The sequence below is a fragment of the Micromonospora sp. WMMD964 genome, from assembly GCF_029581455.1.
In the GTDB taxonomy this organism is placed as follows: domain Bacteria; phylum Actinomycetota; class Actinomycetes; order Mycobacteriales; family Micromonosporaceae; genus Micromonospora.
The window spans coordinates 792,836-808,424 of the sequence record NZ_CP120860.1; the positions used below are offsets into that span (position 1 = coordinate 792,836).

Consider the following 15,589-nt stretch of genomic DNA (forward strand, 5'->3'; position numbering starts at 1 on the left):
AGCGTACGGGCAGTGCGCCCGCCAGATGACCATCGCTTGCCGAAGGTGACCGTGCGGTCAACGTAGGGCTGTCTCGTCAGCCTGGTCGGTGCCCGCCGACGGCGCCGGGGTGGCCCCGCTCGGCGGCAGGTCGACCACCCGGTCCCGCGGCCACGGACGCGCCCAACCGCCCATCTCCAACAGGGTGGCCAGCACCCCGGCGGTGAAGCCCCAGACGAGCATCCCGCGTGCCGAGAACGCCGGGCCGATCCAGCCGCTCGGGTGGCGGACCCGCATCCGGTTGGCCGGGTCGACCAGCTCGCTGACCGGCAACCGGGCGACGTGGGCCACCTCGGCCGGCTCGCAGGGGTACACCGGGTGCGGGTCGTGCCACCAGGCCAGCACCGGGGTGACCACGAAGTCGCTGACCGGGATCCACAGTTTCGGCAGCTCGGCGAGCACTGTCACGCTGGCCGGGTCGAGGCCGACCTCCTCGTTCGCCTCGCGCAGCGCGGTGGCGCGCACGTCGGCGTCCTCCGGGTCGGCCGCACCTCCGGGGAAGGCCGGCTGACCGGCGTGGGTACGCAGGGTGGCGGCCCGTTGCAGGACCAGCACGTCGGGGCCGGTGTCGGGCTGCTCACCGAGCAGCACCAGCACGGCGCTCTCCCGGCCACCCTCGGCCGGGGTGGTCAACCGGGTGAAGTCCTCGGCGCGGGCGGTGCCCAGCCGGGTCAGCAGCGGGTCGATCCATTCCGGTGGTCGACGGGTCACGCGGGCACCGTCAGGCCGAGGTGCTGGCGGACCAGCTTGACGAGCTGGGCGTCGTCGAGCGCGCCGGTGGCGTCGACGTGCCGGATCCGGCCGTCGGCGTCGACGAAGAGGGTCAGCGGGATGGCGTTGCGCTGCAGCTCCCTTTGCAACGCCTCGCCCTGGTCCACCAGGATCGGGAACCGGACGCCGAAGTCCTCACCGATGGACTGCGCGCCGCTGCGGCTGTCCCGACTGTTGACCCCGACGACCTGGAGCCGACCGGCGGCCCGCTCGCTGAGCCGCTGGAAGGCGGGTAGCTCCTTGCGGCACGGCGGACACCAGGACGCCCAGACGTTGATCACCGCCGGCCCGGCGACGGACCGGAGCGCGATCGGAGCCCCGCCGGTGAAGCAGGACAGCGTCAGCTCCGGCAGCGCCTGCGCCCCGGAGCCGGGGGCCGCCGTGCCGGAACCGGACGTGCCGAGGGTCGCCGTGCCGGAACCGGGGGCCGCCGTGCCGGAACCGGGGGCCACCGTGCCGGAACCGGGGGCCGCGGCCGTGGGCGCCGTGCCCAGCGTGGCGCAGTCCCGAAACGGTGACGGTCGCTCGGCGGCGGCGGGTCGGGGGGCCGGCTCCTCGTCGGCGGGGCCGCTGGTGCAGCCCGCGGCGGCCAGCAGCAGCGGCACGACGAGCAGGGCGAGGCGGCGGTTCACGGCACCTCCGCGGCGACCGCCTGGGCGGGCACCAGATCCGGGTCGACCCCGGCGGCCACCGCGAGGTCGCGTGCCCGGGGACCCTTGAGCAGCTTGGCGGCGGCGGCCGGCTCGGTCGGCCCGGTGCCGTACGAGGGGCAGAGCTTCGCGAGCGTGCACGCCCCACAGGCCGGCTTGCGGGCGTGGCAGACCCGTCGCCCGTGGAAGATGATCCGGTGCGACAGCATGGTCCAGTCGCGCTTGGGGTACAGCGCCCCGACCGCGTGCTCGATCTTCACCGGGTCGGTCTCGGTGGTCAGCCGCCACCTGTGCACCAGCCGCTGGAAGTGCGTGTCGACGGTGATGCCCGGGACGTCGAAGGCGTTGCCGAGGATGACGTTGGCGGTCTTGCGGCCGATGCCGGGCAACGTCACCAGGTCGACGAGCCGACCGGGGACCTGCCCGTCGTACCTGTCGACGAGGGCCTGACCGAGTTTGAGCAAGGAGTCGGTCTTGTTGCGGTAGAAGCCGGTGGGCCGGATCAGCTCCTCCATCTCGCCCCGGTCGGCGCCGGCGTAGGCGGCGGCGCTCGGGTAGCGGGCGAAGAGCTTGGGGGTGACCTCGTTGACCTTCTTGTCCGTGCACTGCGCGGAGAGGATGGTGGCGACGGCCAACTCCAGGGGATTGGAGTGGTCCAGCTCACAATGTGCGTCGGGGTGTGTCTCGGTCAGCACCCGGCCGATCTTGCGGGCACGACGTGTGCGCCCGAGGTCGGTCTCGCTGGCGGCGGGAGGACTACTGGTCACGACGGTCAGCCTACGTCGCGCCCCGGACGTTCCCGACGGGGTCAACCGGCGGTCGGCGGCGAGATCTTGCCCTGCCCGTCGAACCGGGCGCCGCCCTTCGGGAAGTCCGTACGGCTCAATTCGGTGACCAGGCCCAGGCCCCGTTTGTTCGAGTCCATCGTCGGCTTGCCGGCGTCGTTCATGTACGTCGAGGTGAACGAGCCGCCGGCCCAACTGCCGTCCGGCTTCAGCGACACCTTCAGCACCCCGCCCCATCCGAGGCGTCCGTCGTTGTTCAGGGAGTTCCCGCCGCCGGCGAAGTTGCCCAGGCTGTACGCGATCAGACGGCCCTGGTAGAACTCCATCCCGCGCAGCACGTGCGGCCCGTGCCCGACGATCAGGTCGGCGCCGGCGTCGATCATGGCGTGGGAGAACTTGACCGGGTCGCCCCGGTTCTCGCCCAGGAACATCTCGGTGCCCGGCTTCACCCGGGTCTTCTCCGCTCCCTCACCGCCCATGTGCACCTGCACCACGACCAGGTCGGCCATGGTGGCGGCCTTGGCGACGACCGTCTTCGCCTTGGCGATGTCGACCAGGCTGTTGGACCAGACGTACGACGAAAAGCCGGCGATCGCCACGTTCACGCCCTTGACGTCGACGACGGTGATCTGGTCCGGGGCGCCGGTGTGCTTCAGGTCGTACTTCTCCAACGCCTTCTGGGTGTTCTGGTAGCCCTTCGGCCCGTAGTCGTACCCGTGGTTGTTGGCCTGGTTGAGCACGTCGAAACCGGCGTCGCGGAGGTGCGCGGCGTACTCCGGCGGGGCGCGGAACTGGAAGCAACGGGTGGAGTCGGCCCCGCACTTGCCGGTGCCGGTGTCCACCGTCAACGGCTCCTCAAGGTTGCCCATCACCAGGTCGGCCTTGAGCGCCTCGGTGACCGAGGTGAAGAAGCCCTTCCCGCCGCCGGCGGGCAGCCGGCTCGGTGCGTTGCCCATGATGATGTCGCCGGTGGCGGAGAGCGAGATCGCGCCGCCCGCACCGGAGGCCGCGGACCCGGTGGCGCCCGGTTCGGCGGTGGCCACCGGAGCGCCGGTGCCACCGCCGCCGGCACCGGGCTGCCAGACCGGAGCCTCGCCACCCGCGTCGGAGCAGCCGGCGACCAGCAGGGCGGCCAGGAGCGCGGCGAGGCCGAGAGCGACGCGGCGACGCGGGCGGGAGGACGCGAGAGGGGCGGGAGCATACATCGCCCGCGACCCTACCGGGCCATAAACGCGCCGACGACAGCCGATCGGTCGAATCTTCAGTCGCTGAGCTGCTCTGACCAGGGCACTACCGCCCGAGAGCCTCCGGCGAGCACCGCCGCGTGCACCGCTCGGGCCAGCGGGGCACCCCAACTGGAGCGCGGCCCCCCGTACGCCGCCTCCGGGCCGTCCACCGGGCAGAGCACGGTGACCGCGTCGGTCGGGGTGCCGGTCCCGGGGAGTCCCAGCTCGCTGATCGCCTGGGTCTTCGCCTCGGTCGCGGTGGCCACCGCGTTGACGAGCGCCGAGTCGGCGAGCCGGGCCGGCACGTACACCACGATGTTGACCGTGCCGACCCGCTGGGCGAGCCCGGCCGGCGTGGGCGCGGCCGCGGGCACCGGCGTGCCGAGCCCGACCGTCGCCCAGGCCCGGACCCCGGTGTCGGTTCGCGCGACCACCTCGCCGACGTGCACCCCGGTGAGCAGGCCGACCCCGGGTCCGTCGAGGGCCAGGTCGGCGGCGAGCGCCGCCAGGTGCGCGGCGGGGTCACCACGGTCGTACGACATGGGTACGGTCGCGTTCAGCACCCAGCGCCGGACCCCGATGCCACCGCCCAGCGGACCGCTGCTGACGGTCCGCAGGGGTGCGGCGGCGCGCCAGAAGAGCAGTGGGATGTCCCGCCCGTCCTCGGCGCGGCTGGTCAGAGTCGGCTCGCTCAGCACGTCGGGCAGGTTACGCCCACCGATCAAGATTCCAGGGGCGACCTCTGATTCATGCTCATGTGCGCCTAGACTTGGCGGCGCGCGAGGGGATCAGCGGACGGCGACCCCGGGCCGACGGACGGCACGCGCAACCGGAGGTGCGCGATGGACGAGGTACTGGCCCGCAGCGGGATCTTCCAGGGTGTCGACCCGGAAGCTGCCGAGGCGCTCGCCAAGGAGATGGAGACGATCGAGGTCCGCAAGGGCGAGATCGTCTTCAATGAGGGCGAGCCCGGCGACAGTCTCTATATCCTGCTGTCCGGGAAGATCAAGGTTGGTCGCCGCGCGGCGGACGGCCGGCAGAACCTGATCGCGGTGATGGGGCCGTCGGACATGGTGGGTGAGCTGTCGCTCTTCGACCCTGGTCCGCGTACGGCGACCGCTACCGCGGTGACCGACACCCGCCTGGTGCGGCTGCGCAAGCAGGCACTGCGGCCGTGGCTGAACAACCGTCCGGAGATCGCCGAGCAGTTGCTCCGGGTGCTCGCCCGGAGGCTGCGTCGGACCAACGACTCGCTCGCCGACCTGATCTTCACGGACGTGCCGGGTCGGGTCGCCAAGAACCTGCTCCAGATGGCCGGCCGGTTCGGCACTCGCGACGGCGGCGTCCTGCGGGTGACCCACGACCTCACCCAGGAGGAGATCGCCCAGCTCGTCGGCGCCTCCCGGGAGACGGTCAACAAGGCGCTGGCCGACTTCGCCTCACGCGGGTGGCTTCGGCTGGACGGCAAGAGCATCATCATCCTGGACCCGGAGCGCCTGGCCCGTCGCGCCCGCGTCTGACCTGATACGTCCCGTCCCCGTCTCCCGTCACCGACGGTAGGCGGGGACGGTTCGTCTGCCGGGCGCAGAAAGACTGGTTCGGCGTGGCCGGAGCGGTCAGGGTGGGGGCCATGGTGAACAGGGTTGCGGTGCTCTCCGACATCCACGGCGTACTCCCCGCGCTGGAGGCCGTGCTCGCCGAACCGGACGTCGCCGCCGCCGACCTGATCGTGTTGACCGGCGACATCGCGGCCGGCCCGCAGCCGGTCGAGGTGCTGGACGTGCTCGCCGACCTCGGTGACCGCGCCTGCTGGGTGGGCGGCAACGCCGACCGCGAACTGGTCGAGGCACGAGCCGGGAAGCCCGCGTCGATCGAGGTGTCGAACTGGGCCGCCGGGCAGCTCCGCGACGACCAGGTGGCGCGTCTCGCGACCCTGCCGGCGACGGCGACGTTCGCGATCGACGGGCTCGGGCCGACGTTGTTCTGTCACGCCACCCCTCGGGACGACGAGGAGGTGGTGCTCGTCGACTCCCGGATGACGCGCTGGGCCGAGGTGTTCGCCGACCTCCCGGCCGAGATCACGACTGTGGTCTGCGGCCACACGCACATGCCCTTCACCCGACTGGTGGACCGACGCCTGGTGGTCAACCCGGGAAGCATCGGTATGCCGTACGGGGGCGCGGGCGCGTGGTGGGCACTGCTCGGGCCGGGCGTCCAGCTGCGTCGCACCGCCTTCGACGTGGACGCGGCGTGCGCCCGGGTGGCGGCGGAGTCGACCTTCCCGGACGCGGCGGTCTGGGCCGACGAGTACCTGCGCTCCCAGCACAGCGACGCCGACGCGCTGGCCGTCTTCGGCCCCCGGGACGGTCGCTGACCCGCGGCTGCCCGCGCGCCGACTGCCCGCGCGCCGACTCTCCGCGCGCCGACTCTCCGCGCCCCGGCTCTCCGCGCGTCGGCTGTCCCCGGTCCCCGCGACGCCGACCTCAGCAGTGCTGGCGACCTGGGGCAGCGTGCCTTTGGAGCTGAATCGTTTACGACATCGGCGCAAGCGACCAGCGGAGGAGACCGCAGGTAACCATCAACAGAAGTGATCGGCTCATATGGCCGCCGGAAGTGATCGGCTCATATGGCCGCCGGAAGCGATCGGCGCAGGTGGCCGCCGGAAGCGACCGACCGGCCCGGGGCCATTAGCTTGCCGGCCGATCGACCGGCAGGTGACTCGTTTGTGTTATCAGCTCCAAAGCGAGCCGACATACCGTCGCCCACTCACTCACTCACTCACCCACCCTGACCGCCCACCGCCCATCGCCCACCGACCGACCGCCCACCGGCCGACCGCCCACGTCGACCGTCGGCTCCTCCCGCGAGCTTGACCGGGTCGGCAGCGAGGGTTAGAAAAAGTCAGTCTTGACTGTTTGTTTCTTTGCCAGCAGGCTGTTCGCGTGTCTCCCACATCGACGCGAGTCCCTCAGCAGGAACGCAGCCGCGCCACCCAGGCCCGGTTGCTGGAGGCGACAGTCGACTGCCTGATCGAGCACGGTTGGTCCGGCACCACGACGACTGTCGTCGCCGCCCGGGCCGGTGTCTCGCGGGGTGCCCAGCTACACCACTACCCGACGAAGGCCGCGCTGGTGACGGCCGCCGTCGCGCATCTCGCCGAGCGGCGGGCCGCCGAGTTGCGCACCGAGGCCGAGGCGATGCCGGCCGGTCCACAGCGCCTCGACCGGGTGATCGACCTGCTCGGCGTGGCGTTCACCGGGCCGCTGTTCGTGGCCGCTCTCGAACTCTGGGTCGCCGCCCGCACCGACCGGGAACTCCGGGACGCCCTGGTGCCGCTGGAGGCGACGGTCGGCCGGGAGATGCACCGACTCACCGTCGCCCTGCTCGGCGTCGACGAACGTCGACCCGGCGTCCGCGAGGCCGTGCAGGCCACCCTCGACCTGCTGCGGGGGCTCGGAGTGGCGAACCTGCTCAATGACGACTCCGCCCGTCGTACCGCTCTGTTGGCCACCTGGAAGCGCCAGCTCGCCACCCTGCTCACGCCCTGACCGCCGGCCGCACCGGCCACCACCGACCGGAGGCACCATGGTCGACCTCACCGACCTGCTCGCGGATCTGGCCGCCGAGTCCGCCCAGCTGGACGCCCTGGTGGCTCCGCTGCCGGTCGCCGACTGGGCCCGACCCACCCCCGCGCCCGGCTGGAGCGTCGCCCACCAGATCGCCCACCTCGCCTGGACCGACCACGTGGCGCTGCTGGCCGCCACCGATGCCGAGGCGTTCTACGCGACGGTAACGACCGCTCCGGACGCGACGCGCCTCGTCGACGCGGGCGCCGAGGAATTCCTCGCCCCGCCGGTGGAACTGCTCGACCGCTGGCGGAAGGGTCGGGCGGCGTTGGCCGACGCACTGGTCGCCGTCCCGGCCGGTGAGAAGCTGCCCTGGTACGGCACCCGGATGTCGGCCACCTCGATGGCCACCGCGCGGATCATGGAGACCTGGGCACACGGTGCGGACGTGGCGGACGCACTCGGCGTCGTCCGCCCCGACAGCGACCGGCTCCGGCACGTCGCGCACCTCGGTGTGCGTACCCTCGGGCACGGCTTCGCCGCCCACGGCCGGACGGCACCGACGACGCCGGTCCGGGTCGAGTTGGTCGGGCCCGGCGGCGACACGTGGAGTTGGGGCCCGGCGGACGCCGCCGACCGGTTGGCCGGCCCGGCTCGGGACTTCTGCCTGCTGGTGACCCAGCGCCGACACCGCGCGGACCTCGCCCTGGTCGCCACCGGCCCGGTCGCCGACGAGTGGCTCGACGTGGCACAGGCGTTCGCCGGGCCGCCGGGCGTCGGCCGTGAGCCGGCCGGCGGAGACGGGGTACGAGCGTGATCCGCATCGGCAACGCCTCGGGCTTCTACGGCGATCGGTTCACCGCCTGGCGGGAGATGCTCGACGGCGGCGAACTGGACGTGCTGACCGGTGACTACCTGGCCGAGTTGACCATGCTGATCCTCGCCCGGGACCGGCTGCGCGACCCCGATCTGGGCTACGCGAAGACGTTCCTGCGCCAACTGGAGACCTGCCTCGGCACCGCCCTGGACCGTGGGGTGCGGATCGTGACCAACGCCGGCGGGTTGAACCCGGCCGGCCTGGCCGCCGCCGTCGACGCCCTCGCCACCCGGCTGGGCCTGCCCGCGAAGGTGGGGTACGTCGAGGGCGACACGATCCAACGGGCGGACGCGTTGAGCGCGAACGCCTACCTGGGCGCGTTCGGGATCGCCGCGTGCCTCGACGGCGGCGCGGACGTGGTGGTCACCGGCCGGGTCACCGACGCGTCGCTGGTGGTCGGCCCGGCCATCGCCCGGTACGGGTGGAGCCGCGACGATCTCGACCGGTTGGCCGGGGCGACAGTCGCGGGGCACCTCCTCGAATGCGGCGCGCAGGTCACCGGAGGGAACTTCAGCTTCTTCACCGAACTGCCCGACGGCGGGCACCGGCCCGGGTTCCCGGTCGCCGAGGTGCACGCCGACGGCTCGACGGTGCTCACCAAGCACGCCGGCACCGGTGGCGCGGTCACCGTGGAGACGGTCACCGCGCAACTGCTCTACGAGATCGGCGGGCCCGGGTACCTGGGGCCGGACGTGGTCACCCGACTGGACACGGTGGCGCTGAGCCCGGACGGGCCGGATCGGGTCCGGGTCTCCGGCGTCCGGGGCACCCCGCCGCCGCCCACCCTGAAGGTGGGCGTGAACAACCTCGGCGGCTTCCGCAACTCGATGACGTTCGTCCTCTGCGGCCTCGACGTCGAGGCGAAGGCGGCGCTGGTACGCGGGCAGGTCGAGGAGGCGGTCGGCGCGGACGGTTTGGAGTTCACGCTGGCCCGGACCGACCATCCGGACGCCGCCGACACCGAGTCGGCCAGCGCTCTGCTGCACGTACACCTGCGCCACGGCGACAAGGCGCGAGCCGGGCGGGCCTTCTCGGCCGCCGCGGTGGAGCTGGCCCTGGCCTCGTACCCGGGCTGCACGCTGACCACACTGCCCGGCGACGCGACACCGTACGGCGTCTTCACCGCCGACGAGGTCCCACAGGAGGCGGTGGCTCACGTCGCGGTGCTGCCCGGCGGCGAGCGCATGTCGATCGCCCCGCCGAGCCGTACCGCTCCCACGACGGAGGACGAGACGACAGCGGGCGGGGACGTGACGGCCGACGGCCCGACCCGGCGGGGGGTCCTCGGCGAGCTGGTGGGCGCGCGCTCCGGGGACAAGGGCGGGGATGTCAACCTGGGCGTCTGGGCGCGCAACGACGCCGCGTACGCGTGGCTGCGCGGCTGGTTGACCGTGGCGCGCCTGGCCGAGTTGCTGCCGGAGACCGCGCCGCTGTCGGTGCGGCGTTACGAGTTGCCGAACCTGCGCGCGGTCAACTTCGTGATCGAGGGCCTGCTCGGTGCGGGGGTGGCCGCGTCCACTCGGTTCGATCCGCAGGCCAAGGCGCTGGGTGAGCTGCTGCGCGCCCGGATCGTCGACCTACCGGCCGACGTGCCGACCGCAGCGACCGCGACTACCGGGGCGGCCCGATGAGCATCGTGGACACGCCGGAGCGGCGGCAACTGCGGGAGCTGACCCGGGCCTTCGTGACCCGCGAGGTGGTGCCGCACCTGGACGACTGGGAGCGGGCCGGTGAGGTGCCCCGGGCGCTGCACGCCACCGCCGCGAAGCTCGGACTGCTCGGCATCGGCTTCCCCGAGTCGGTCGGCGGCAGTGGCGGTGACTTGCTCGACTCGATCATCGTGACCGAGGAGCTGATCCGCTCGGGTGGCTCGTCCGGGCTGGTGGCGGCCCTGTTCACGCACGGCATCGCGTTGCCGCACATGGTCGCGGCGGCCGGCGCCCACACCGGAGGGTCGCTGGGCGGCCGGCTCGGCGGCGCCACGTCCCCGGGTGACGACGGCCTGATCGAGCGGTACGTCCGGCCGACCCTGGCCGGCACGATGATCGGCGCGCTGGCCATCACCGAACCGGACGGCGGTTCCGACGTGGCCGGCATCCGCACCACGGCCCGCCGGGACGGCGACCACTACGTGGTGAACGGGTCGAAGACGTACATCACCAGCGGGCACCGGGCCGACTTCGTGACCACCGCGGTCTGCACCGACTTTCCCGGCAGCGGCGAGCTGACCCTGCTGGTCATCGACAAGGGGCTGCCCGGGTTCACCGTGGGACGCCGGTTGGAGAAGTTGGGCTGGCACTGCTCGGACACGGCCGAGCTGTCGTTCGTCGACGTCCGGGTGCCGGTGACGAACCGGATCGGGGCGGAGAACACCGGCTTCCTGGCGATCATGCAGCACTTCGCCGCGGAGCGGTTGTCGCTGGCCACCCAGGCGTACGCGACCGCGCAGCGCTGCGTCGAGCTGGCGGTGCGCTGGTGTCGGGACCGGGAGACCTTCGGGCGTCCACTGGCCAGCCGGCAGTTGATCCGACACCGATTGGCCGAGATGCACACGCGGGCCGAGGCCGCCCGGTCGTACGTGCACGAGGTGGCCGACCGGGTCGCCGTCGGCGAGCCGGTGGTGACCGAGGTGGCGATGGCGAAGAACGTGGCGGTGGCGGCCTGTGATCACGTCGTCGACCAGGCGTTGCAACTGCACGGCGGCTTCGGTTACCTGCGCGACGCGGAGGTGGAGCGGCACTACCGCGACGCGCGGATCCTCGGCATCGGCGGCGGCACCACCGAGATCATGAACGAGATCATCGCGAAGGGCATAGGGCTGTGAGCGCGAGGAGTGAGCCGATCTTGCGAGCCCCGCAGTCGCGAACGAAGGAGGCACTGTGAGCATCCTGGACAGCGCGATCGACCCGACGGCGCCCGGGTACGCGGCGAACCGGGCTGCCCTGCTGGAGCGGCTGGCCGAACTGGACGCCGCTCTGGACCAGGCTCGGGCGGGCGGCGGCGAGAAGTACGTGTCCCGGCACCACGCGCGCGGCAAGTTGCTGCCCCGGGAACGCATCGAGTTGCTGGTGGACGCGGACAGCCCGTTCCTGGAGTTGTCGCCGGTCGCCGCGTTCGGCACGGACTTCCCGGTCGGGGCCAGCGTGGTGACCGGGATCGGGGTGGTCGAGGGCGTGGAGTGCCTGATCGTCGCGAACGACCCGACGGTACGCGGCGGCGCGGTCAACCCGTGGTCGCTCGCCAAGACCCGGCGGGCCGGTGAGATCGCGCTGGCCAACCGGCTGCCGATGGTCAACCTGGTCGAGTCGGCCGGGGCGGACCTGCCCACCCAGGCGGAGATCTTCATCCCCGGTGGCCGGGTGTTCCGTGACCTGACCCGGCTCTCGGCGGCGGGTATCCCCACGGTCAGCGTGGTCTTCGGCAACGCCACGGCCGGTGGCGCGTACGTGCCGGGGATGTCCGATCACGTGATCATGATTCGGGACCGGTCGCAGGTCTACCTGGCCGGGCCGCCGCTGGTGAGGATGGCGACCGGCGAGGTGACCGACGACGAGTCGTTGGGTGGCGCGGAGATGCACGCCGGCACGTCCGGGCTGGCCGACCATCTCGCTGAGGACGAGCGGGACGGCATCCGGCTGGCCCGGCAGTGCGTACGCCGACTGAACTGGCGCAAGCAGGGTCCGTCGCCGCGTACGGCGGTGCCGCAGCCGCCGAAGTACGACCCGGAGGAACTGCTCGGCATCACCAGCGCCGATCTGAAGGTGCCGTTCGACCCGCGTGAGGTGCTGGCCCGGATCCTCGACGGCAGTGAGTTCGACGAGTTCAAACCGGCGTACGGGGGCGCGTTGGTCACCGGCTGGGGCGAGCTGCACGGCTACCCGGTGGGCGTGCTGGCCAACGCCCGTGGGGTGCTGTTCAGCGAGGAGGCGCAGAAGGCGGCCCAGTTCATCCAGCTCGCGAACGCCTCCGACACTCCGTTGATCTTCCTGCAGAACACCACCGGCTACATGGTCGGCACCGAGTACGAGCAGCGCGGCATCATCAAACACGGCGCGCTGATGATCAATGCGGTGTCCAACTCGACGGTGCCCCACCTGACGGTCAACCTGGGCGCCTCGTACGGGGCCGGCAACTACGGCATGTGTGGCCGCGCGTACGAGCCGAGGTTCCTGTTCACCTGGCCGAACGCGAAGTCGGCGGTGATGGGCCCGGCGCAGCTCGCCGGGGTGCTCTCCATCGTGGCCCGGCAGGCGGCCGCCGCCCGGGGGCGCGACTACGACGAGGAGTCCGACGCGGCGATGCGGATGATGGTCGAGCAGCAGATCGAGTCGCAGTCCGGCGCGTTGTTCCTGTCCGGCCGGCTCTACGACGACGGGGTGATCGACCCCAGGGACACCCGGACCGTCCTCGGGCTCTGCCTCTCGGCGATCCACAGCGGACCCGTCAAGGGTGCCGACGGCTACGGCATCTTCCGGATGTGAGGGGTCAATCGATGATCGAACGCTTGCTCGTCGCCAACCGGGGGGAGATCGCGCGTCGGGTCTTCGCCACCTGTCGGGCGCTGGGTGTGGAGACGGTCGCCGTGCACTCGGACGCGGACGCGTCGGCACCGTTCGTCGCCGAGGCCGATCTGGCGGTCCGGCTGCCCGGGAACACTCCGGCCGAGACGTACCTGCGGGTCGACCTGATCCTGGACGCGGCCCGGCGCACCGGCGCGGACGCGGTCCACCCCGGTTACGGGTTCCTCGCCGAGAACGCCGAGTTCGCGGCGGCGGTGACCGATGCCGGGCTGACCTGGGTCGGCCCACCGGCCAAGGTGATCGCCGCGATGGGCGACAAGCTGGCCGCGAAGTCGCTGCTCGCCGACGCGGGTGTGCCGATGCTGCCGAGCTGGACCGACGTCGCCGAGGTCACCGACTTCCCGGTGCTGGTGAAGGCGTCCGCCGGTGGCGGTGGGCGGGGCATGCGGATCGTCCGGGACGCCGAGGAGCTGGCCGAGGCCGTCGCGTCCGCGCGTCGCGAGGCGGCTGCGGCGTTCGGCGACGGCACGGTCTTCATCGAGCGGTACGTCGAACGCGGCCGACACGTCGAGGTGCAGATCTTCGGCGACACGCACGGAACGGTGAACGTGCTCGGCGCCCGGGAGTGTTCGATCCAGCGCCGACACCAGAAGATCATCGAGGAGGCACCGGGGGACCTCCCACCGGGGCTGCATGACCGGCTGTACGAGACGGCCATGGCTGCCGGACTGGCGGTCGGCTACGTGGGGGCCGGCACCATCGAGTTCCTGCTGGCACCGAGCGGCGAGTTCTTCTTCCTCGAGATGAACACCCGACTCCAGGTGGAGCACCCGGTCACCGAACTGGTCACCCCGGGCGGGCTGGACCTGGTCCGGTTGCAGTTGCTGGTGGCCGAGGGCGAGCCGCTGCCCGCACACCACCACTACCCCGCCAACCGCGGCTACGCGATCGAGGTGCGGCTGTGCGCCGAGGAGCCGGCGCAGGGTTGGCGACCGGCCACCGGCACCCTGCACCGCTTCGACGTGCCCGGGGTGCTCCGCGAGTTCGGCTGGTTCCAACGGGCGGGCCTGCGGCTCGACTCCGGTGTGGTGGCCGGCTCGGTGGTGGGCGTGCACTACGACTCGCTGCTCGCCAAGGTGATCGCCGTGGCACCGACCCGGTCGGAAGCTGCCCGGGCGTTGGCGGGCGCGCTGGCCCGGGCCGAGCTGCACGGGGTGGCCACCAACCGCGATCTGCTGGTCCGGGTGCTGCGCAGCCCCGAGTTCGCGGCCGGCGAGATCGACACCGGCTTCCTCGACCGGCACCCGGAGGTCTTCGCGCCGCTGCTCCCCGCCGACCAGCTCCCGGTCACCGCCCTCGCGGCGGCGCTCGCCTCGGCCGCCGGCCGTCGCGCCACGTCCGGGGTGCTCGGCGGGCTGCCGTCGGGGTGGCGCAACGTGCCGGCCGTCCCGCAGGTCACCCGGTTCGGCGGGCCGGACGGCGAGATCGAGGTCCGCTACCGGCTGGACCGGACGGGTGGCCTCGCCGAATGGTCCACCGACCCGTCGACCGCCGGCGCCACTGTGGCACTCGTCGAGGCGACAGCGGATCGGGTGGTGCTCGACGTCGACGGGGTTCGGCGCGCGTACCGCGTACACCTCGTGGGGTCGACGGTCTTCGTGGACGGCCCGGACGGGGCGGCGAGCCTGACCGAGCTGCCGCGCCTCCCACCGCCCACCGCGGAGGTGGCGGCCGGGTCGCTGCTCGCGCCGCTGCCCGGCGCGGTGACCCGGGTGCACGTCCAGGTCGGCCAGCGGGTCGCGGCCGGCGAACCACTGCTCACGCTGGAAGCGATGAAGCTGGAACATCCCGTGCTCGCCCCGACCGACGGTGTGGTCGCCGAGCTTCCGGTGCCCGTCGGCGGTCAGGTCCGGACGGGCGCCGTGCTGGCTGTGGTCACCACCGAGGAGGACCCCCGATGACCTTCGACCTCACCCCCGAGCAGGACCAGCTACGCGACGCCGTGCGGGCGTTGGGCCGCCGCTACGGCCACGGTTACTTCGTCGAGAAGGCGAAGGCCGGCGAGCACACCACCGAACTCTGGGCCGAGGCCGGCCGGCTCGGCTACCTGGGGGTCAACATCCCCACCGAGTACGGCGGTGGGGGCGGCGGTATCACCGAGCTGGCGATCGTCTGCGAGGAGCTGGCGGCGGCCGGCTGCCCGCTGCTGCTGCTGGTGGTCTCCCCCGCCATCGCGGCGACGGTGCTGACCCGGCACGGCACCGAGGAGCAGCGCAAACGGCACCTGCCCGGTCTCGCGGACGGCTCTCAGAAAATCGTGTTCGCGATCACCGAGCCGGAGGCCGGTTCCAACTTCCACCGGCTCGGCACTGTCGCCCGCCGCGACGGTGACGGTTGGCTGCTCAACGGCCGCAAGTGCTACATCTCCGGTGTCGACGAGGCCGGTCACGTGCTGGTGGTGGCCCGCGTCGCCGTCGGTGACGGCCCAGCCGGCTCAGGGGACACGTCTCCGCAGAGACTGAAGCCGGCGCTCTTCCTGGTGCCCACCGACGCGGCCGGGTTGACCAGGTCCAAGCTGGACATGGAGATCGTCTCCCCGGAGAACCAGTTCCTGCTCTACCTGGACGACGTGCGGGTGCCCGCCGACGCGCTGCTCGGTGAGTCGCTGGACGCCGGGCTGCCGGCGCTCTTCGCCGGGCTCAACCCGGAGCGGATCACGGTGGCGGCGATGGGTGCCGGCACCGGCCGGTACGCCATCGAACGGGCCAGCGAGTACACCGCCACCCGGAAGGTCTGGGGTGGCCGGAGCATCGGCTCCCACCAGGGCGTGTCACACCCGCTCGCCCATGCCGCGGTGCAGGTGGAGCTGGCCCGCCTCATGATCCAGAAGGCGGCCACCCTCTACGACGCGGGCCGCGACCTGGAGGCCGGGGTGTCCGGCAACATGGCCAAGTACGCGGCCGGGGAGGCCGCCGCGCTCGCCGTGGACACCGCCGTCCAGGTGCTCGGCGGGGCCGGCATGACCACCGAGTACGGGGTGGCGACACTGCTCGGCGCGGTACGGGCCGGTCGGATCGCCCCGGTCAGTCGGGAGATGATCCTCAACTTCGTGGCCCAGCACGTGCTGGGCCAGGAGAAGTCCTACTGAGCCGTCG

The 15,589-nt window shown here is 72.4% G+C and carries 14 protein-coding genes; 9 read left to right on the forward strand and 5 right to left on the reverse strand.

Features of this window, described 5'->3' with window-relative positions; genetic code table 11:
• Window positions 1-57: 57 nt before the first annotated feature.
• From O7616_RS03750 to O7616_RS03770, 5 genes are read right to left on the reverse strand one after another with little or no spacing between them, the layout of a single operon-like run.
• Window positions 58-750 (reverse strand): CoA pyrophosphatase, encoded by a 693-nt coding sequence (locus O7616_RS03750; RefSeq protein ID WP_282305623.1) that lies wholly within the window; start codon window positions 748-750, stop codon window positions 58-60.
• Window positions 747-1,442 carry a redoxin domain-containing protein gene (locus tag O7616_RS03755; RefSeq protein WP_282305624.1) on the reverse strand — a complete coding sequence of 232 codons (696 nt, stop codon included), beginning with the start codon at window positions 1,440-1,442 and terminating at the stop codon, window positions 747-749. Before O7616_RS03755 ends, O7616_RS03750 begins: the two co-directional genes overlap by 4 nt.
• Window positions 1,439-2,227: an endonuclease III gene (gene nth / locus O7616_RS03760; RefSeq protein WP_348773852.1), complete on the reverse strand. Its 789-nt coding sequence runs from the start codon at window positions 2,225-2,227 to the stop codon at window positions 1,439-1,441. The genes O7616_RS03755 and nth overlap by 4 nt, the downstream gene beginning before the upstream one ends.
• Window positions 2,228-2,268: 41 nt before the next feature.
• Window positions 2,269-3,450: a CapA family protein gene (locus O7616_RS03765; RefSeq protein ID WP_282305625.1), complete on the reverse strand. Its 1,182-nt coding sequence runs from the start codon at window positions 3,448-3,450 to the stop codon at window positions 2,269-2,271.
• A gap of 56 nt (window positions 3,451-3,506) precedes the next feature.
• Window positions 3,507-4,169: an adenosylcobinamide amidohydrolase gene (locus tag O7616_RS03770; protein WP_282305626.1), complete on the reverse strand. Its 663-nt coding sequence runs from the start codon at window positions 4,167-4,169 to the stop codon at window positions 3,507-3,509.
• Between the two features lie 144 nt (window positions 4,170-4,313).
• On the opposite strand from O7616_RS03770, the gene O7616_RS03775 reads away from it, so the two are divergent.
• The 9 genes from O7616_RS03775 (at window position 4,314) to O7616_RS03815 (ending at window position 15,582) form a co-directional block, all read left to right on the forward strand.
• On the forward strand, window positions 4,314-4,991 hold the full coding sequence (locus tag O7616_RS03775; RefSeq protein WP_007466162.1) for a Crp/Fnr family transcriptional regulator: 678 nt from the start codon (window positions 4,314-4,316) through the stop codon (window positions 4,989-4,991).
• Between the two features lie 110 nt (window positions 4,992-5,101).
• Window positions 5,102-5,845 (forward strand): metallophosphoesterase family protein, encoded by a 744-nt coding sequence (locus O7616_RS03780; protein WP_282305627.1) that lies wholly within the window; start codon window positions 5,102-5,104, stop codon window positions 5,843-5,845.
• A 568-nt stretch (window positions 5,846-6,413) separates the two neighbouring features.
• Window positions 6,414-7,019, forward strand: coding sequence for a TetR/AcrR family transcriptional regulator (locus O7616_RS03785; protein ID WP_282305628.1), 606 nt, complete (start codon window positions 6,414-6,416; stop codon window positions 7,017-7,019).
• A 37-nt stretch (window positions 7,020-7,056) separates the two neighbouring features.
• Window positions 7,057-7,854, forward strand: coding sequence for a TIGR03084 family metal-binding protein (locus O7616_RS03790; protein WP_282305629.1), 798 nt, complete (start codon window positions 7,057-7,059; stop codon window positions 7,852-7,854).
• Window positions 7,851-9,545 (forward strand): acyclic terpene utilization AtuA family protein, encoded by a 1,695-nt coding sequence (locus O7616_RS03795; RefSeq protein ID WP_282305631.1) that lies wholly within the window; start codon window positions 7,851-7,853, stop codon window positions 9,543-9,545. Before O7616_RS03790 ends, O7616_RS03795 begins: the two co-directional genes overlap by 4 nt.
• A complete protein-coding gene (locus O7616_RS03800) occupies window positions 9,542-10,738 on the forward strand; it encodes an acyl-CoA dehydrogenase family protein (RefSeq protein ID WP_282305633.1) in 1,197 nt (398 codons plus the stop codon). The genes O7616_RS03795 and O7616_RS03800 overlap by 4 nt, the downstream gene beginning before the upstream one ends.
• Before the next feature lie 55 nt (window positions 10,739-10,793).
• Window positions 10,794-12,395, forward strand: coding sequence for a carboxyl transferase domain-containing protein (locus O7616_RS03805; protein ID WP_282305634.1), 1,602 nt, complete (start codon window positions 10,794-10,796; stop codon window positions 12,393-12,395).
• 11 nt (window positions 12,396-12,406) lie between these two features.
• Window positions 12,407-14,395: a biotin carboxylase N-terminal domain-containing protein gene (locus tag O7616_RS03810; protein WP_282305635.1), complete on the forward strand. Its 1,989-nt coding sequence runs from the start codon at window positions 12,407-12,409 to the stop codon at window positions 14,393-14,395.
• Complete coding sequence (locus tag O7616_RS03815) at window positions 14,392-15,582, forward strand: acyl-CoA dehydrogenase (RefSeq protein ID WP_282305636.1); 1,191 nt, start codon at window positions 14,392-14,394, stop codon at window positions 15,580-15,582. The genes O7616_RS03810 and O7616_RS03815 overlap by 4 nt, the downstream gene beginning before the upstream one ends.
• The last annotated feature ends 7 nt before the right edge of the window (window positions 15,583-15,589 follow it).